Genomic DNA, 20,001 nt, shown 5'->3' on the forward strand with positions numbered 1-20,001 from the left:
ATAATAACTGAACAAATATTCTTTTTTAAATAAATTTCTTTAAAAACATTATTTAAAAATAAAACCTTGTTATATTCTTTTCAAATATATGAAAAAATTATTTATCTTCTTCTGTTTCGAACTCTGCATCTTTTACTTCTTCAGACTGTTCGCTGTCGTTAGATTTAGGTTCTTGAGCTTCTTTTGCATTCTTTTCTTGCTCAGCTTTGTAAACAACTTCTCCCAATTTTGCAGCAGCTGCAGAAAGAGCGCTAACAGCATTTTCTATTTGCTGTGAGTCTTCAGAATCTTTTGCTGTCTTCAGTTCTTCTAAAGATGCTTCTACCTTTGTCTTTTCTTCTGCAGAGATTTTATCTCCATGATCTGTCAATGCTTTTTGAGTAGAATAGATCAAAGATTCAGCTTTGTTCTTTGATTCAACAAGTTTTGCTTTTTTCTTGTCTTCTTCTGCAAACATTTCTGCTTCTTTAATTTTTTCTTCAATTTCTTCTTTTGATAATCCTCCAGAATTTTTGATAGTTATTTTTTGCTCTTGATTTGTAGCTTTATCTTTTGCAGAAACATGAACAAGTCCATCTGAGTCTATGTCGAAAGTAACTTCTATCTGAGGGATTCCTCTAGGAGCTGCAGATATTCCTGTAAGATTGAACTGTCCTAAAAGTTTATTGTGTTGAGCAATTTCTCTCTCACCTTGATAAACCATTATAGTTACAGAAGTTTGGTTGTCTTCAGCTGTTGAGAATGTTTGAGATTTCTTTGTAGGTATTGTTGTGTTTTTTTCTATTAGTTTAGTGAAAATACCACCAACTGTTTCAATTCCTAGAGAAAGAGGTGTTACATCTAAAAGAAGAACATCATTCACACTTCCCTGAAGAACACCTGCTTGTATAGAAGCACCTATAGCTACTACTTCATCTGGGTTTACACCTTGATGAGGTTTCTTTCCAAAGAATTTTTCAACAGATTCTACTATTTTAGGCATTCTTGTCATTCCACCAACCAAAACAACTTCAGATATTTCAGAGGTTGATAGATTCGCGTCTTTTAATGCTTCTTTGCAAGGATCCATTGATCTTTCTATTAAATCTTGAACTAGTGATTCAAATTTTGCTCTTGTTATTTTTACATTTAGATGTTTTGGAGCTCCATTGAACATTGTAATGAAAGGAAGGTTTACTTCTCTCTCTAATGTTGTGGAAAGTTCTTTTTTAACCTGTTCAGCTGAGTCTCTTAGTCTTTGTAAAGCTTGACTGTCTTTTGTAAGATCTATTCCTTCCATTTTCATGAATTCTTCAGCAAGGTAACTTACTATTCTTTGGTCAAAATCAGCTCCACCTAAGAATGTATCTCCATTTGTTGAAAGAACTTGGAACACTCCATCGTTCATTTCAAGAATTGATACATCAAAAGTTCCTCCACCAAGATCATATATAGCTACTTTTCCAGATTTTTTGTCTAATCCATATGCAAGCGCAGCAGCAGTAGGTTCGTTTATTATTCTTTTTACTTCAAGTCCAGCTAATTGACCTGCTTCTTTTGTTGCAGCTCTTTGAGCATCGTTAAAGTGAGCTGGAACTGTGATTACAGCTTCAGTTACTTTTGCACCTAGATAAGCCTCAGCATCAGATTTAAGAGATCTTAAGATTATTGAGCTTATTTCTTGAGGGCTCATTGTTTTTCCATCAACTTCTATGTAAGCTCTGCCTTTTTCTTCTACAACCTTGTATTGAACATGCTTCATATGCTCTCTTGTCATTTCACTATTGAAATCAAGTCCCATAAGTCTTTTTGCAGAATGTATGGTGTTTTGAGGATGTGTTACAGACTGTCTATAAGCTGCTTGTCCTACAATTTGCTCTCCACTTTTGAACAAAACTACTGAAGGAGTGGTTCTATTTCCTTCTTTGTTTGTAATTACTGTTGTTTTTCCACCTTCGAAAACTCCAACACATGAGTTTGTTGTTCCTAGATCTATTCCGATTATTTTGTTCATTTTATTGGTTCTCCTTTTTTGACACAATTACTCTTGCGAATCTTAATGTTTTTCCATCCATCTGGTATCCATTTTTAAGTACTTCAATTACTTTTCCAGATTCAACATCATTAGATTCTTTTTCTTCTGATATTTCATGCTTTTCAGCATCGAAAACATCTCCAGAACTAGTCTGAATTTGTTGTATTTTATGGTTTTTCAAAATTTCTAGAATCTGAATTTGTATCATGTTTAAGCCCTCGCTTATTGAAGGGTTTTCTTTTGCAGCTTTGCAAGCAAGTTCAAAATTATCTACTATTTCTAGGATAGATGAAGCCATTCTTCTTAGTGCAAACTGTGTTACTTCTTCAGATCTTTTTTCAAGTCTCTTTCTGATATTGCTCTGCTCTGCCAAAGCTCTTGCAAGATCTTCTTTTAGTTCAGAGTTTTGCTTTTCTAAGCTTGGTTCGCCTTGCATGTTTTCAGATTCTTCTATTTCTTTTTCATCTTTTTCTTTTGACAATCAAACCTCTTTTCTTAAATAAAATTAATGATTTCAAATAAAAATTATTATATAAAATCACAAAGTCCTAAATTTAAGTTATGTTCTCTTAATATGATTAACAAATCTTGGAGCCAAATTTTTAATATAAAAATCAAATTAAAGCATGTAAAACATGCGCTGTGGCTATAAGTTTTATTCTTCATATCTAGAAAATTGAACAGAACCAATTCTAAATATGGACCAAGTACATTTAATCATAAATTTGCAAATAAATCAAATTTTTCCATAGGTTTCTATGCGAAAAATGTAGTAGTATTTTATCTTGTTTATACTAAGGATTAGGAACTCTGTATAAGGATTATTTATACATCTCAAAGTTGTTAAATTAATGCAAAAAGAGTTTCAATTTAATGTGTGTAATTTACGCAAATCCAGAATATAATATTTTATTTGGTAGTAATAAGTTATAAAGGTTTTTTAGAGATTGATTATCTGATAAAAATTATCCAAAGTGAGTTTTAAACATTCATTTATGGGGTTTGTTATATGTTTTATCTATTTTATATGATATTTCTTATCTTATATGTTTGAAGTAAAACCCCTTCCTGATTATACAAAGCTCTGGAAAATAAGCAGATCTAATGTTCCAACAGACCTTTTTTTAATCTCTGATTTTATAATAAAAAAAGCTTTGACTTTTAAGAAAGAATTGGCTAATAGAGAGGTTCATGTAGATCTTACATGTGTGAAAAATAGGTATATAAAATATCTAAACAAAAAACATAGAAACAAAAACAAAACAACAAATGTCCTTTCTTTTCCTCTTGAATTTACAGAAGAGAAAGAGGAGTTTTTACAAATATTGGAAGAAAATCCTGAAATGCCCTTGAACTTAGGTGATATTTTTGTTTCTACTGACTACATAAAAACTGAATCTGCTAAGTTAGACAGAGAGTTTAGTTATCATTTTTTACATATGATTTGCCATGGAGCGCTTCATCTTGTTGGATACAATCATGAAAATGATAAAGAAGAATCTATTATGAATGATATAGAGGAAAAAATAATGACTTTCTTTAATATGCCAAAACCACGATGAAAATATAAAAAGATCAAATAAATAAGATCAATAAGAAGCATGAAAGAGTACATAAATAGACCTACAAATCATTGAATGGAACACTTTATATTTTAAAAGATTTTTCCTTATTTCTTACTTTCTTCTATCTCCTCTAAAATTTCTGTAATTATTGAAGGATCATGAAAATGAACTTTTACACCATTAGTTTCTTGAGTTCTTTCATCTCCTTTTCCTGCAATAAGAAGTGGTGTTTTTTCAGAAATAGATCTTAGAATCCCTTCTTTTATTGCTTTTCTCCTATCTAAAACTATTTTTATTTTATATTGTGAAAAATTTTGTGTTTGGTTACATTCTTGATTTGATTTGATTTCTTTACTGTTCCCAGATTCATTGTTATGTATTCCACTGAGATTAGTGTTGTTGGTTGGAATGAGTATGGCTTTTTCACTTAATGTAGAAATTACATCTTTAGCTATAGAAATTGGATCCTCACTCCTTGGGTTGTCATTTGTCAAAATAAACCAATCAGAAAATTGCTCTGCTATTTCTCCCATTTTTGATCTTTTTGATATGTCTCTGTCTCCTCCACACCCAAATACCAAGCCTACTTTTCTATATTCTTTTTTAGCTTCTTTTAAAATGATTTCTAATGCATCTGGAGTATGAGCAAAGTCGACATATACATCTAGAAGGTTTGAGTTTATTTTTTGAAACCTACCTGGAACATGTGCCGATTTTAGAATTTCCTCAATTATTTTGTAATCCGTGTAGTTTTGAATGCTGGCATTTCGATCAATGAAGTTTTTGATTATTACAAATGCAGCATTTATATTTTCTCTTTTAAAGCCATGAACTTCACTTGAATAAATTTCACTAATATTCTTTTTATTTTCTTGTGTTTTTTTGTGTAATGCTCTTTTGAATCTATTTTGATAATGAAATAAATATTCTTGATCTAGTGTAGGGCTATCTACTTTATAAGAAATACATGCTTCTGGACATTCTCCATAAACTATATCTCCTTTTATTTCTATTTTATTGCAATTTTTTACCTTCTTTATGTCTGTAGTTTTTGTGTCAAGCAAAGATGCATGTGTGATGAACTTACAATCAGATTTAAATAATTCTTTTATCTTGAGTTTAGATTTGAGGTATTTATCCATGGTTATATGGTAATCCAAGTGATCTTGAGAGAAGTTTGTAAAAACACATATATCTGCCTTAACAAAAGCCAATCTTTCTTGATCTAATCCTATACTTGATGCCTCTATTATTACAAAATTTACACCTTCTTTTTTCATTTTATTTAAGTGGAAATGTAAATCTAATGCATCTGGTGTGGTTAATAGGTTTGTTGTTTTTGTGTTTGGATATATTATCCCAAGAGTTCCTATATATCCAGATTTAAGTAAGTGATTAGAATCATGCTTACTATGGTTAGAATTAATGCTAATATTCAGGTTATTTATTGCTTTGCTTGTAATCCAGCTTACGGATGTTTTCCCATTTGTTCCAGTGACAAGGCATATAAAATCTGGCTTTAAAGGGAATTTTATACTACAAAATTCAGGCCAAACTTTCTTTATGTTTTTAGAGAAAAGTGTTTTTAGTGATTGTTGAAGTTGTATTCTTTTATACTTCTTATGCTTCTCATGTTCTTCATATTTTTCATATTCTTCATGTTCCTCAGGAATTATTAACCCTGCTGGGTTTTTATCTATGGCTTTCTGTAAATAATTAATATCTTCGCATATAAACCATGTTTCATTATTTACAAAGTCTGTATGTTTTGTGATATTTTTTATATGAAAATCTTTTGAACCATAAAAAGTTCTCATATCTTTGGAATTTAAATTTACTTCTAGCTTCATGAACTTATTTTAACCTTACGCTTTAATCCAACATTGAAATTTCAAATGCTCTTTATGCTATTTGACTTTAATTTTGTGTTCTGATCAAGGTTGCAGTCTAAAATTGTAATTTAACATCTGATATAAATAGAAATAATCACTCAGTAATTTGTTGTGATCTTTGTTGGATAAATTTATGTTGATTTGGTTGTATGTCTGAGATTTGTGCTATGTAGGAAATTAGCTTTTTAACACTGTTTGTTAAAACATTAGAGGCAGTTAAATATCTACCTGTTTTTAATTTAGATTTCTTTGGGTTTGTAGATTGGATTATAACTACATATTTGGGTGAGTGCATTGGAAATGCAACTAAATAAGAAACCCTGTTTTCTCCTTCTATGTATTTTCCATTTTCACAAATGTTAGCAGTTCCAGTTTTCCCTCCTATATCATATTCCGCTGTGTTTATGCTTCTATATGAAGATCTTACAGATTCTCTCATTATTTCTTGGATTGGCTCTGTTGTTTTTTTGTTAATAATTTGATTTTCTTGTATTGGATTTTTGCTTTTATACATTGACACTTTTCTATCTTTGCCTGATAAGATTCTTATTAGACCTTGCACAATGTGAAGTGAGGTTAATCCTATTCCATAACCATAAGAAGCTGTAACTACTGTAGATTTGCCCCAACTAGAAGGAACCAATGGATACGCATTTTGATTAGGTAACCATTCTATCTTATCCAAAAACCCTATAGATTTGAAAAATCTTTTTTGTGTTTCTGCTCCTGCTTGTAGAGCTAGCCTGCCTGTTGCTATGTTTGAAGAAAACCTAACTGACTCTAAAAATGTCATCTTTCTATTTTTTCCGAAGAAATCATTTATTTCGAATTTACCTATTTTCAAGCTTCCTTGTGCATCAACCATAGAGTCTAGATCTACGATCTCATTTTCTAGTAACATTGCAGCATTGTGTATTTTTAATATAGATCCTGCCTCTACTGGATCTAGATTGTGATTTCTATTTTGTTTGCTTAAGAATGTGATTGGAACTCTACTGTCAGGAGATGGAACTGAAGAAAGTGCTTTTATTTCTCCTGATTCTATTTCTGTGATCAATCCAAACGCATCTTCTGAGTCGAAAGTTTCTTTTATTTCATTTAATGTTTGGTGAAGTATATATTGCAATCTTGTGTCTATAGTAAGTTCTACATTATTTGTTTGTAGTTCTGAATCGAACGCGAGTTCTGCGCCTGCTTTTCCTTTTAAATTTTTGTCACAAAATCCTACTACATGACTAGTGATTTCACTTTGAGGGTAATCTCTTTTATGATCATTTCTAACAAAAAGACCTTTTATGTTCTTGTATTTAGATTTCCATTCTTTCATGAGTTTATTTGCTTCTTGCTTGGTTACATGCCTTTTTATCCAAAAAAAACTTTTTTCTTTTTCAATTTTCGTATTTAAATTTTCTTCTATTTTTCTCAACATGTCTGCGTGTATTTTTCTAGGGCTTATATAAACTGAATACGTATTTCTGGTTATGGCAATAGGATTCCCATTACAATCTAATATAGAACTCCTAACTATTGAGCTTCTGCTGATTCTATTTTTGGTTGTAAATTTATTTATGTAAAGTATCCTTAAAGACAAAATAGATATTAGAAAAATCACCAATATTTTTTCTAGATTAGGTTTTAGCTTTCGTACAATTTTTAGAATGAAAGTTTTGTACTGATGATATTTATCCTTTTTCTTATAATACATTTTATTGTGATTTTGTTTTCCTGAGTTCATAATTTAAATCTTTCTGGTTTTACATCCAACTTTAGCTTTGTAATTTTATCATTTGTTTTTTTTGAATATTCATTTTAGATTTGTAAGCTTGAAGATCAAACTAACTCGATAAGCTTAGAAAGTAATGTTTGTTCTTTGTAGCAGATATTGACTATATTTCTACTTAATCATGCTGTTTATTCCATAAAACCGTACGTAATCATGCGAATTCCTGTTCTTTATTGTGCAAGAAATCTTTTACCTTAGTGGGGACTAAGTTTGTATGGCTTGATATAATTAAATTCAATCTCCCAGGGTTTGTAAGTTCTGCAAATTTTGCTTTCTGGTTTTTAAGATGTCTTTTCATTATAAATAGCTCTTGCTTTGTTTTCTCTAGTTTGATTATGGTTTTTGATTTTTTGTAGTGAGCTATTGCTAATGCTATCATTGCTGTGAATGCTGATACTCTTAAAATTGAATTTGTATAATTTTTTTTCATTTCCATTTCCCCATTCTTGTTTTTAAACTTTGATTGCTTTGTCTATTTTTTCTTATTTTTCACTTACATATTAGATTATCTTTTTTGCTCCCAATCTAAGTTTTGCAGATCTAGATCTGGAATTGAAAAGTGTTTCTTCTAAAGATGGTTGTAGGAATTTGGGTTTGGTTGTCAAGAAACATCCTTTGAATTCTTTTTTTATAATTTTATCTTCGCCAGAGTGGAAAGTTATTGTGGCTAACTTTGCTCCTGCTTTCATTTTAGATTTAAGAACATGTAATATTTTCACTATCTCATTAACTTCATCGTTTACGAACATTCTGATTGCTTGAAATGTTTTTGCAGAATGTGGTTTTTTAGAAAAACCTCTAAAACAAGAATTGACTATATCAGATAGCTCTTTTGTTGTTTCTATTTTCTTTTCTTTTCTTTTTTCCATTATTTTGCTAGCTATTTGTCTGGATTTAACTTCATCTCCATAGTGGTAAATTATGTCAGCCAGAACATGTTGATCGTAAAGATTTACAACATCATAAGCAGATACATTGTTAAGTCCCATTTGCATTTTTAATGGCCCTTCATTTGTGAAAGAAAATCCTTTTTCTTGATTATCTATTTGCTCTGATGAAACTCCAAAATCTAATAATATTCCATCCGCTTCTGAGATTATTTTAGAAAAGTCTTCTTTGAAGTAGGTTTTTTTATCCATGTCTTTGTTTGCATCTGCTTCATAGTTCTTGTTTGACCATTTTGTGTTGCGAATTTCATTTGCATTTGTGTATGTGCATAGATTTTTCTCAGGATTTAGTGTCATAAAGTGCTCTGAATCAAGCTCTTTTCCATTGTTCTGGTTTTTTAAACGAGATTTCTCATGTTGTTCATATATATCACTAAATTTGGCTCTAATTATTTTGAACCTGCTGTTTTGTTTTTCTAATTTTTTTCCGTACAAAAAGGATTCTTTATCCCTGTCTATTCCTGTTACTTTTGCTCCGAATGATAGTAGCAACTTAGCATGTCCTCCAAAGCCAAAAGTAAAGTCTATAAATTTCTTAGAAGGTGTAGGTTTAAGAAAATCCATTATTTCTCTAGCCATAATAGGTATATGTAGTTGATCTTGTCTGATTTGTTTTTCTTTTGTTTTTAGTTCATCTACAATATGCCTACTTATTTTAGGATTTTTGTAACTGTAACTATTTCTCTTTTTTGACTTACGACTTTTAATCTTAACTTCCTTTTTTGTACTTCTTGTTCACTTTGTGTATTTATAAATCTGTATATAAATTCCATGCTTAATTGCTTAGTTGCATATTAACTAATGTGCTTACATTCTTATCTGTCATGATTGCTGTATGTCTGTATTTCCATTTTCAGCATTTTCTTTGCTTTCTTGTCTAGCAATGATTTTTCTTCTGCTGTTGTTTTGGTTGTCTGCAAATAGCTCTGGTGACCAAATTTGGAATGATGATCCTCTTCCAGCAAAAATAAGCTCTTTTTCTATTTTGCAGTGATTTAGCAGTTCTTCAGATATTTTTATTCTTCCAGCTTTGTCAAATGTAATCATTTCAGCATCTGCAAACATGTCATTTTCATTGTAATTCCAGTTCTTTGAGAATGGATCTTCATTTTCGTATTTAAAGCTTAGCTTTTCTATTTTGCTCATTGAAAAACAATCAAGAGTTGGTAAAAAATTTGACTTAAATGCCACAAAACCTTGGAATGATTCTTTGGAAAGAGATCCTCTAAAAGAAGATGGAGTAAGTATTCTTCCTCTTTCATCTATTACTTTTGAATGTTTCGAAAGAAATACGCTCACAAAGAGAACATAACACAATGATTTTTTGTATTCAATATTTGTGGGCTTTTTTGGGAAATGATGGGTTTTTATTCACAGCTTTATTAACAGCCTGTGGAAAAGTGGATTTTATAACATTCTTATAAAGTAGTTTTATGTGCATTATTCTGAATATATTCCTTTATAAAGTTATTTTTATAAGATCATATGTATGAGCATTCTGTTTTCTTAATTAATTTATTTGAGGTGTTTTATATTTTGAGAAGTTGATTGTTTTATGGAAGTGTATTTTTATTTTGCATGACTCTTATTAGACTTTGAAGTATATTTAGATTTTCTGTAATAGCTTGTATTTTCCATTATTATAAAATGTCTATTGCATCTAATGAACTTATTATGTATCTATTTTATATTATTGATTGGAGAATTAAGTTGTTTAACTGTACATTTCAAAGCATAGCTATTTTTTCAGGCTTGTTTTTGTTTTTTAGATCTTATGTTTATTACAAAAAAATTAAAAACATTAAGGTTTCAGAAGATGTAAACAGAATAGGTTCATATATAAAGGATGCATCTTATGCTTATCTAAAGAAACAGTATTTATATGTTTTTGTAGTTTCTTGTGTTATTGCATTGTTTTTATTTTTCTTTTCTGAGTTTAATGTCTGTTTAGGATTTATAGTTGGTGCTTTCCTTTCCTCAGTTTGTGGTATAGCAGGAATGCATGTAGCTGTTGTTTCAAACATGAGAACTGCTCAAAAAGCTGAATCTGGAGTTTCTGATGCTTTTGAAGTTTCTTTTGGAGCTGGAAAAGTTACAGGACTCTTAATAGGAGGAATAATAATATTTTCTGTTGTTTTTGCTCTATGGAATGAGTGTGGAACTAGAGTAATATCTGAATATGACTCTAATATTATGAAAAAAGTAACAAAATCAGTTAATTTCAGTGATTTTTCTTATAACAGGATTTTGAAAATCTTGTTAGGTATGAGCTTTGGTGCTTCAGTTGTTTCAGTATTTGCTAGACTTGGTGGTGGGATTTTTACAAAAGCTGCAGATGTTGGTGCAGATCTAGTTGGTAAAATAGAAAAAAATATACCAGAGGATGACCCTAGGAATCCAGCTGTAATAGCTGATAATGTTGGTGATAATGTTGGTGATTGTGCTGGAACTTCTGCGGACATTTTTGAAACTTACATAGTAGGATTTATGGCTGCTTGTTACATATCTAGTCAGTATTATGTTGATCCAATATTGTTTCTCATAATTTCTTTAAGCTCTATGCTTGGATCTTATATTGCTACAGAAATGTTTAGTAGAACTACAAATCCATTTAAAACTATGTTTAAGTTTATGATTTTTTCTCTTTGTGCTGCATGTATGTTTAATTTAGTAGGAATTTCATGCTACTTAAATTACATGGGATCTTTTTCATATAACATGTTGTTTTATTTCTTTAAGCCATGTGCAGTAGGTATTTTGTCATCATTTGTAATTGTTGTTTTGACAAATTACTATACTTCTTATAGCTGTTCTCCTGTAAAAAGAATTGCTAAAGCTTCAGAATCTGGACATGCTATGAATATAATGACTGGATTGGCTGTCTCTTTAGAATCTTGTTTTGGAATAATAGTTTGTATGGTTTCTGCAATTTTGGGTTCTTATTACTTTGCTGATACTTTAGGAATAGCAATTTGTATAGTTTCAATGCTTAGTATCGTTATTACAGTTATGACTTTGGATGCATATGGACCAATTACAGATAATGCAGGAGGTATCGCAGAAATGTCTAAAATGCCTGCTTCTGCAAGAGAGAATACTGACACTTTAGATGCTTTAGGAAACACAACAAAAGCTCTTACGAAAGGATATTCTATAGGATCTGCAGCATTAGCTGCTTCTGCCGTGTTCTTTTCTTATTCACATGATCTGCTTTCTTATACTGGAGAAAATTTTGTTTTCTGTCTTACAAACCCATTTGTTGTGTCAGGAATGCTTATAGGTGGAGCTATAGTTTACTTGTATGCTTCTATGTCTATTGAATCTGTTTCTGAAGTTGGGCAAGAGGTTGTAAAAGAAGTGCAAAATCAGTTTGCTGAAGATCCACTTATAATAGAAGGAAAATCAACCCCTAATTACTCTAGAACTGTTGAAATGCTAACTGAAAGATCTATTCAGAAAATGTTTTACCCTGTTTTAGTGGCTGTTGGAGTTCCATTAATTTGCTTTGCATCTGTATATTTATTTTTTGGATCAAGTGCAGCATTTACTATTTTAGGTGGACTTATATCAGGTGTGACTATAGTTGGTATTTTTTCAGCTATATCAATGACTAATGGTGGTGGTGCTTGGGATAATGCTAAGAAATACATTGAGCTTGGTTTTTATGGAGGTAAGGGATCTTATGCGCATAAAGCTGCAGTCACTGGTGATACAGTAGGAGATCCTTATAAAGATACAGCAGGTCCTGCAATAAACCCTATGATGAAGATGGTTAATATAATAGCAATAGTTATTATATTGCTGTTCAACAAGTATGGTCTTTTCTAGTATTATTGAAAAAATAGAAGGTGCTTATAAGTCAGGTAAAGTGGTGTTTGTTTCTAATCTTGCTTCAGCTGAATTCTTACACCATCGCGGGTTGAATGTTTTTGTTCTTGAAAACATTTTGTCAAAATTTTCTGACCCTGGAGTCAAATCTAAAAATACATATAAAAATATAAAGCTAAATGAAAGAAAAAGTGATAAAAAAATTTCCTTTGGATATGTGTGTTCTTATATATTAGAAAAATGTAAGCAATCAGATTTGCTCTTTGTTTTAAGCGATTCTGGAGAATTCAAAAAACATGAAAACTTAATCAATGATTTTTTGCTCCTTGTTAACGAGGGGATAACTAAGAAAAAGAAACACGAAATTATAAAAATAAAAGAAAAATCCTTATTAAATGAGAAGTGTAAAGTTTTCGAAAATGTATTCGAAGAAGCTTCTTATATGTTAAAGAAACTGCGTACATCCAAGAATGCAGTAATATCTTCAAGTGATACCACCCTTAACACAACGCTTCTTTCTATGGACAAAAGCTTAAAATCTTTTTCATGTCAAAATAAATATTACAATTCAAATCATTGTTTTCTTTTGATTTGTTCTGCAAAGATAAAGTTTGGTAAAGCGCTTGGGTTGGAAATATCTGAATTCTCTGCTACATCAGAATCTAATTACAAAGGTGGTTATTTAGAGGCTAATGAATTTTATAAATATGACCAATTCAAAGAAAAGAAAACTTTTTATGAATTTAGTGAAATGCACTTAGATTTTATGAAAAAAAATATGAACTATAAAATTCCTGAAAAAATAATGCAAATTGTTTTTTTCAAAAAGCCTGCTCTTAGCGATGATTTAAGCTTAGAATCAAAATTAAATTTAATACGCAATTCAAGTGTGCATAAGAAAAGCTTAGGTGATATTGTTAATGCATATAGTTTGAAAATAGACCAAGCAGATCTTAATCTTTCTGTGAAAGATCTTGACCCTTCAAGAAACTCGAATCTTTCTGTAAATGATGGTGATTATAGCTCAGAAAACACATGTAGAGCTAGTCTTTCTGATGATTGTGAAGTTTATTCTGATGTTCATAGGGTAGAAAATGGAAGTAATTTCTTGAGAGAGAAAATCTACGACATGAATTTTAATTCTGCTTTATTTGATTATATAGAGGGCTTAGAGCTTGAATCTAAGGAAATAGACTGTGAGATGTATATTTCAATTTTGGAAAATATGTTAAAAAAAATCGACTTTGACGCTAGGGTAGATAGAAGTAATTTTGATATAGTTCCTTTAGAATCTGTGCCATTTTTGAAAGATAAAACAGAGATTATTGTAGGAGGGATTTGTTCAGCAGATTTGGAGCAATGCTCTCTCCTTACAAATGTCAACTTAAATAGTAAAATTTCACTTTCTTCTTATGGGAATAATGCTAACTCTTCTTTGAATGTAGCTAGTTTTGATAAGGTTACAAAATCAAAAAAAGGAAAATTACATAAACCAAAAGATAAGTATACAGATAAAGAGATTGACTTTTCTTATATGCCAAAAACTTTTTCTATTAGTGAAATTTCAAAGCTGTGCATAGATCCTTATTCATTTTATGTTAAATCTGTGCTTGGCCTTATAGAAAAACATTATTCTTTTTTGAATATAGTCGGAATGTCTGTTCACAAAGCATTAGAGAATTATGCAAAAAATTTAAATAAAGAAGAATGTGAGCAGATAATTTCTGAAAGTGGTTTGTCTAATTGGGGAAATCTGATTGCTGGTCAGAAAATAAAGAAAATGCTTTATTACATAGATAGATTTTTCTTAAATCTCAAAACTTCTAATCAAGAATATGAAATTTTTACAGAAAAAGAATCTTATTTAAATATAGAAATGGAAAATGAGATATATAAGATATATGGAAGAATAGATTTTGTGTATAGGTTGAGCAATGGATCATGTGGTGTGGTTGAGTATAAAACAGGCTCTGTGCCATCTATATCATCTGTTCTTAGAGGAGAAATGCCACAAATAATATATGAATTGGCAATGCTTAATAATATAGATTTCTCTGGGCATGTAAATGAAATTGGGGATAGTGGGTTTATGTCTCCTAAAGGTTTTTTGCCATTTACATATGTTCATTTTGTTCCAGAAGCAATTGAATCCACAAAAAAGTTACTAGATAGATTTTTAATAAAAGATAGAGTGTTTTTCTCTACAAAATCTAATGAAAATTATAAGCTTAAGAATTTAATGAGAGATTACTCATGATTACTTGGATAAATGCTTCTGCTGGAAGTGGAAAAACTTACTACATAATTCAGAAAATAAAAGAAATTAAGCAATCAAATACAAATAAATCCAAATCTATATTGTGCTTGAGTTATAGCAACGCAGCTGCAAGTGAAATGTCTGAAAGAGTTGATAGTGAGTCAAGAAAAAATACATCATTTCATACAGTGCATAGTTTCTGTAATCTTGCTCTCAAAGATAAGTCTATTTCTGTTATAAATGAAAAAGAATCTGAAGCTCTAATAAACAAAGCGGTTGATATAAGCTTGAAATCTAATAAATTTCTAGAAGTTGTTTCTAGTTTTTATGACGAATCGAATAGTTTGTTTCAAAGTGTATACGAAGCAATTAAAAAGAACATTGAATTTAAGAAAGAGTTTCTGACAAAAGAGTTTCCAGAGTGGAATGGAATTAAGATAGATAAAAAAATAATAGATAGTCTTTCTGATGGTGGAAAATTAGAAATAAATCTTATGAATTCTTTACTTTATGAAAAATGTCATATGGGTGGAGCTCCTATAAAAAGTTTACTTACAGATTCAGGTCAGATTAGAAAGCGATTGTATAGTTCTGCTTGGAAAATTAGAAATCCTTTTTCAGCTTATTTTATAGATGAGTATTGTATTAAAGTTTTTGAATATGTTCAGAAGAAAAAGACGTTCGATGCATATCAAAAGTCTGTTGCTATAACATCTTGGGTAAATTGCATAAAAGATAATTACGAAAATTTGAAGAAAGAATCATCAGTTCTTGATTTTAATGACTTGATAAATAATGGAATAAAATTTATTTCAGAAAGTATTTATTCAGATAACATCGATGTGTTAGGACTGGATTATATATTTGTTGACGAAGCTCAGGATTTGTCAGAAAAACAGTGGGAATTTATATATGCCCTATTTGTGAAAGTGTTTAATTCAAATCCTAATGTTAAGCTATATGTGGTTGGTGATTCAAAGCAATCTATTTATGGGTTTCAAGGATCTTCTGTTTATGTTTATGAAGGAATGTACAAAAAAATGCAATATTTCGCTGAAGAAAATAAAATAAAATTTGCTACAGAGGTATTGAATAAATCATATAGAACATCTCCAGTTCTTTTGGATTACATAGATTCTACAATTTCAAGCACTTCTTGTAAGTCAAAACATTCTCCAGTTCATGAGTTTTCAGGGAGAGTTGAGATACATGAGTATGAGTCAGAAAAAGCTACCTATGGTTGGAATATAAAAAAAGCCAATGAAAGTGAATATCTAAATAAATGCCTTAGAAAAGTAATTGATCTGCAGGGTTGTAATTTATTTTCTGAAAACAGAGGGATTTCATTTAATGACATTATGGTTCTTACTAGAAGAAGAAATAGTGAATTGTTTAAGTTTGTTGAAATGTGTAAATCGAATAATATTCCTGTAAAAAAGAGTTTGTTTAAGTTTGGTTCTGAAGAGATAGTTCAGGAGCTTGTTAGTATTCTAAAGTTTGCAATTTATAACGATGACTTTTCACTTGCATCTATTTTAAAGGGACCTTTCTTTAAGTGGGCAGAGCGTGATTTGCTAGAGGTTTGTTCTAGAAGGAAAGGAAGTATTTTTGATTCTTTAAACAAGAAAAATGACAAGCACTCAAAGGTCATAAAAACTTGCAGCAGATGGAAAAAGCTTTCCTTTAATCCAGTGGATTTTTATGGAAACTTATTGTTTAGTGATGAATATGGTAAATTTCTTCTACAATCCTCTTTTTATGAGATAGTGATAGAGTTCTGGAATAAGGTTGTGGAATTTACTAAGAACAATATTGGCTCTCCAATGATGTTTATAGAGTGGATAAATGGATTGTCTGAATCGTTCTGTTCAAAAGGTGAAGGAATATCAATTAGCACTATACACGGCTCAAAAGGACTAGAATCAAAAATAGTTATATTATTATTAAATGATTCAGATATAAAAAAGCAAAAGATAATTTTTCAAGATGGAATGATGGTATGGCCAGTTGATAATCCACTTTACATGACTTCTAAAAACCAACGTATGTTTGATGAAAATTTAGAAAATGAAAGATTGCTTTATGTGGCTCTTACGAGGCCTGTGGAGCAGTTGTATATATTTGTAAAGAAAGGGTCAAGCGCTTTTTATTCAGACATTATCATGTCTAGTTCTCGTGAATTTAAAAATGATAATGGAGTTCTATATAGTGGATCAGAATTGACAAAAAGGAATAAAGACTGTATACCAGTCTAAGTGGAGTTTATTAATTAATGCCTTCAAGTAATGCAAAATATAAAAAAGATAGATCTTATGGTGTAAACATTTGGGGCAGAGCAAAAAGCCCTTTAAATGGGAAGAGAAATTCTAGACCAGGACAGCATGGTTCTAAGAGAATGAAAAAGCTTTCTAACTATGCTTTACAGCTTAGAGCTAAACAAATGTTCAGAGTTTACCATAATTTGAGAGAGAAGCAGTTTGTAAGACTTTTCAAGAATGCGATGAATGCAAAAGGTGATACCGGTTTGAATATGGTAAGAATTCTAGAGAGAACTTTAGTTACTTTTGTATATAGAATGAAGCTTGCTAGTACTATTTTCGCTGCTAGACAGTTAGTAGTTCATCATCATGTTTTGGTTAATGGAAAAAGAGTAGACAAACCTTCTTACCTTCTTGCGGTTGGAGACGTTGTTACTTTAGCTGAAAAGTCTAAGAATATAGGAAATATAAGAGCAGCTACAGAATCTGAAGAGAGAGATGTCCCTGGTTACTACGAAGTGACTGAAGATGGAATTGTAGGAAAGCTTTTGAAGTTTCCTGATAACTTGGATGAGGTTCCATATCCTTCTCAGATGAATATGGATCTTGTTGTAGAATATTACTCTAGATCTATTTAATCTGAGTTGATATTTTTTTTAGATACTTTTTTCAAATTCAAAATTTATAAGTTTTGGATATGATTAGTAAATATTTATATATTCTGAAATATGTTTATTTTAATATAATATTACTGATTTATTTAATGTATCTTTGTTGTTTAAAAAGTCTTATATAATTGATTTATTAGTTGTATAATGACGCATCAGTTTTTGTGAAGGAGTGTTTATATGGCAAAAAAGAAAAACAAGGCCCCCTTTGTCCTTTTGCGTAATGGTGGTGAGTTTTACATAACTAATAAAAGCAGAACAATGGAAGGCAAGCTATCTTTGATGAAATATAGCAAAAAGCAAAGAAAGCATGTTCTATTTACTGAAAAGAAGAAATAATTATTAATCTGAGTTTTCTCAGGTGAATGATTTGTTTTATTAAGCGATTATTAATCTAAATCTAATATTACATCGTGTTAACTTCTAATTTATAAGATATTTTATAGGATTTTTGATTTAGTATAGCATTTTATTTAGATTTGTTTTGTAATCTAAATACATCAAAGCTTAAATTAGCTTTATTTTTAATTTTTGCTAATACTAGGAATACTTTTGTTTTAATGTTTTTTATATTAAAAAGTGAAATGGAGTAATAATGAATGTAATACCTTCTGTAATTGATCAAACCATTAAGGGAGAAAGATCTTACGATATATTTTCCAGACTTCTGAAGGATAGAATTATATTTCTTACAGGAGAAATAAATGATGAAGTAGCCACGTTAATATGTGCGCAAATACTATTTCTAGAATCTCAAAGTAGTGAAGATATTTACATATATATTAACTCTCCAGGTGGATCAATTACCTCTGCTTTAGCAATATATGATACGATGCAATTTGTAAGTATAAACGTAAATACTGTTTGTATGGGGCAGGCTTGTTCAGCAGGTTCTATGCTTTTATGTGCAGGGAAGAAAAGATTTATTTTGAAAAATGCTCGTGTTTTGCTACATCAACCTTTAGGTCAAATGAAAGGTCAAGCAAAAGATTTAGATATATATGTAACAGAAATAAATAGACTGAAAGATATAGTGTTAGAAATATACTACAGCCACACTGGTATAGATAGAAAAAAACTAGAATCTTTTTTTGATAGAGATACATTTTTTAGAGCAGATGAATCTAAAAAACTTGGAATAATAGATGAGATAATGGAAAAAGACTCTAAGAAAACATTAAAAAGAAGCATTACTAAGAAATAATTTCATTGATATTGCTAAATTCTACTTTTAGTTTAGTGTTTATTTAAAATATTAATATAAGATTTTTAGTGAAGTTAATTTGTATAGACGTTATTAGATTTTCGTATGTTTTTTTGTATAAGTTTGATTTAAACAGGGGGGATATATATGAACAAAAGTAAGGTATTAAACAAAGAGCCTATAATATGTTCTTTTTGTCGTAAAGATCAATTTGTTGTAGAAAAATTGATAGCAGGACCAGGTGTGTTTATATGTAATGAATGTGTTGATTTATGCGAAAAAATGATCAAAGAACATAAAAAAACAGAGCCTAAAGATCATAAAATACTATTTCCTGGTGAGATAAAAGAAAGTTTAGACGAGTATGTAATAGGGCAAGAGACTCCAAAAAAAATTCTTTCAGTTGCTATTTATAACCATTACAACAGAATAAATGCAAATGAAAAAGAAGATAATATTGAAAAATCAAATATTTTACTCATAGGTCCAACTGGGTCTGGAAAAACATTTTTAGCAAAAACTTTAGCAAAAACTATAGATGTTCCATTTGTTATAGCAGATGCAACAACTTTTACAGAAGCAGGGTATGTCGGTGAAGATGTAGAAAGTATTCTATTTAATTTAATTCAAGCTTCTGACATGAATGTGAACTTGGCAGAAAGAGGAATAATATATATAGATGAGATAGATAAGATAGCAAGAACATCTGAGAATAAATCTATCTCCAGAGATGTTTCAGGAGAAGGGGTGCAGCAAGCTTTACTTAAGCTAGTGGAAGGAACTAAAATAAATATCCCACAGAAATTACAAGAAAAAATGAGGGGTGGTATTGTAAAAAACCAAATTGATACAAGCAATATACTTTTCATATGTGGAGGTGCTTTTGCCGATTTAGATTCATTGATTGAAGAAAAAGCATCAATAGGGTTTCAAAAGAAAAATGAAATTTTAGATAAAAAGATAGAAAATAATCATTTGATCAAATTTGGATTGATTCCAGAACTGATTGGTAGATTTCCTATTGTTGCAAAACTGGACAAGATAGATAAAGATTCACTTGTTAGTATAATGAAAGATTCAAAAAATTCACTTATTAAGCAATATAAGCGTTTATTTAAATTAAGCAATGTTATTCTAGATGTTACAGATGGAGCTATAGAATTAATAGCAGAAAAAGCTTTGGAAAAAGGCTCTGGAGCAAGAGGATTGAAATCTATTCTTGAATCAATATTTTTAGATCCTATGTTTGATATAAAAAGAGATATAGGCCCTATGTCTTTAAATATAAATGAAAATAACATTGAGAAGAAAAAGTTCAAGTTAGAAAAAAGAAACTAAAATACCAAAAAGTTTATTTTTTGTTTATAGATTTTAATATGATATTTATGATTTTACTTTAGGAAAGTGTAAATATTTGAATTGAATATATTATGAATTATTTTTTCCATATTAATTCTTTGTGAACCTATAATTTTATAATAGTACAAAATATTAGATGCTCCTTGTTTTAGTCAGGAACTTGGTTGGGGTAGAAAATAGAGAGAGTTATATATATATTTTAATAAATTATCTGGCTGTTTTTATA

At 30.0% G+C, this 20,001-nt stretch carries 16 protein-coding genes; 8 read left to right on the top strand and 8 right to left on the bottom strand.

Features of this window, described 5'->3' with window-relative positions:
• Positions 1–97 precede the first annotated feature (97 nt).
• Together dnaK and FZC36_RS00700 are read right to left on the bottom strand one after the other, a co-directional pair.
• On the bottom strand, positions 98–1,993 hold the full coding sequence (dnaK, locus tag FZC36_RS00695; RefSeq protein ID WP_148972079.1) for a molecular chaperone DnaK: 1,896 nt from the start codon (positions 1,991–1,993) through the stop codon (positions 98–100).
• Between the two features lies 1 nt (position 1,994).
• The gene (locus FZC36_RS00700; RefSeq protein WP_148972080.1) at positions 1,995–2,495 is read right to left on the bottom strand and encodes a nucleotide exchange factor GrpE; all 501 of its coding nucleotides are present in this window, start codon (positions 2,493–2,495) and stop codon (positions 1,995–1,997) included.
• A 565-nt stretch (positions 2,496–3,060) separates the two neighbouring features.
• Here FZC36_RS00700 and ybeY point away from each other — a divergent pair.
• Complete coding sequence (gene ybeY / locus FZC36_RS00705) at positions 3,061–3,576, top strand: rRNA maturation RNase YbeY (protein ID WP_148972081.1); 516 nt, start codon at positions 3,061–3,063, stop codon at positions 3,574–3,576.
• A gap of 107 nt (positions 3,577–3,683) precedes the next feature.
• Here the strand turns inward: ybeY and FZC36_RS00710 are convergent, their stop codons facing one another.
• From FZC36_RS00710 to FZC36_RS00730, 6 genes are all read right to left on the bottom strand, one after another.
• Positions 3,684–5,429, bottom strand: coding sequence for a Mur ligase family protein (locus FZC36_RS00710; RefSeq protein WP_148972082.1), 1,746 nt, complete (start codon positions 5,427–5,429; stop codon positions 3,684–3,686).
• Between the two features lie 136 nt (positions 5,430–5,565).
• Complete coding sequence (locus FZC36_RS00715) at positions 5,566–7,176, bottom strand: penicillin-binding transpeptidase domain-containing protein (protein ID WP_187440124.1); 1,611 nt, start codon at positions 7,174–7,176, stop codon at positions 5,566–5,568.
• Positions 7,177–7,405: 229 nt separating this feature from the next.
• Complete coding sequence (locus FZC36_RS00720) at positions 7,406–7,684, bottom strand: hypothetical protein (RefSeq protein ID WP_148972084.1); 279 nt, start codon at positions 7,682–7,684, stop codon at positions 7,406–7,408.
• A 70-nt stretch (positions 7,685–7,754) separates the two neighbouring features.
• Positions 7,755–8,909 carry a 16S rRNA (cytosine(1402)-N(4))-methyltransferase RsmH gene (gene rsmH / locus FZC36_RS00725; protein ID WP_320410554.1) on the bottom strand — a complete coding sequence of 385 codons (1,155 nt, stop codon included), beginning with the start codon at positions 8,907–8,909 and terminating at the stop codon, positions 7,755–7,757.
• Entirely contained in the window at positions 8,852–8,974 is a 123-nt protein-coding gene (locus tag FZC36_RS02725) for a hypothetical protein (protein WP_281284195.1), read from the bottom strand. The genes rsmH and FZC36_RS02725 overlap by 58 nt, the downstream gene beginning before the upstream one ends.
• Positions 8,975–9,023: 49 nt before the next feature.
• Positions 9,024–9,500 carry a division/cell wall cluster transcriptional repressor MraZ gene (locus FZC36_RS00730; RefSeq protein ID WP_148972086.1) on the bottom strand — a complete coding sequence of 159 codons (477 nt, stop codon included), beginning with the start codon at positions 9,498–9,500 and terminating at the stop codon, positions 9,024–9,026.
• Between the two features lie 348 nt (positions 9,501–9,848).
• Between FZC36_RS00730 and FZC36_RS00735 the strand changes: the two genes are divergently transcribed.
• The 7 genes from FZC36_RS00735 (at position 9,849) to clpX (ending at position 19,754) form a co-directional block, all read left to right on the top strand.
• Positions 9,849–12,029: a sodium-translocating pyrophosphatase gene (locus tag FZC36_RS00735; RefSeq protein ID WP_148972087.1), complete on the top strand. Its 2,181-nt coding sequence runs from the start codon at positions 9,849–9,851 to the stop codon at positions 12,027–12,029.
• Positions 12,016–14,286 (top strand): PD-(D/E)XK nuclease family protein, encoded by a 2,271-nt coding sequence (locus tag FZC36_RS00740; protein ID WP_148972088.1) that lies wholly within the window; start codon positions 12,016–12,018, stop codon positions 14,284–14,286. The genes FZC36_RS00735 and FZC36_RS00740 overlap by 14 nt, the downstream gene beginning before the upstream one ends.
• The gene (locus tag FZC36_RS00745) at positions 14,283–16,541 is read left to right on the top strand and encodes a UvrD-helicase domain-containing protein (protein WP_148972089.1); all 2,259 of its coding nucleotides are present in this window, start codon (positions 14,283–14,285) and stop codon (positions 16,539–16,541) included. The genes FZC36_RS00740 and FZC36_RS00745 overlap by 4 nt, the downstream gene beginning before the upstream one ends.
• A 17-nt stretch (positions 16,542–16,558) precedes the next feature.
• Positions 16,559–17,182, top strand: coding sequence for a 30S ribosomal protein S4 (gene rpsD / locus FZC36_RS00750; RefSeq protein WP_148972090.1), 624 nt, complete (start codon positions 16,559–16,561; stop codon positions 17,180–17,182).
• A gap of 210 nt (positions 17,183–17,392) precedes the next feature.
• Complete coding sequence (gene rpmG / locus FZC36_RS00755) at positions 17,393–17,551, top strand: 50S ribosomal protein L33 (RefSeq protein WP_148972091.1); 159 nt, start codon at positions 17,393–17,395, stop codon at positions 17,549–17,551.
• Positions 17,552–17,807: 256 nt separating this feature from the next.
• Positions 17,808–18,416 carry an ATP-dependent Clp protease proteolytic subunit gene (locus FZC36_RS00760; RefSeq protein WP_148972092.1) on the top strand — a complete coding sequence of 203 codons (609 nt, stop codon included), beginning with the start codon at positions 17,808–17,810 and terminating at the stop codon, positions 18,414–18,416.
• A gap of 147 nt (positions 18,417–18,563) precedes the next feature.
• Positions 18,564–19,754, top strand: coding sequence for an ATP-dependent Clp protease ATP-binding subunit ClpX (clpX, locus tag FZC36_RS00765; protein ID WP_148972093.1), 1,191 nt, complete (start codon positions 18,564–18,566; stop codon positions 19,752–19,754).
• Positions 19,755–20,001: the final 247 nt, after the last annotated feature.

The organism is Candidatus Nesciobacter abundans, from assembly GCF_008189525.1.
Taxonomy (GTDB): domain Bacteria; phylum Pseudomonadota; class Alphaproteobacteria; order CAJXXZ01; family 1604HC; genus Nesciobacter; species Nesciobacter abundans.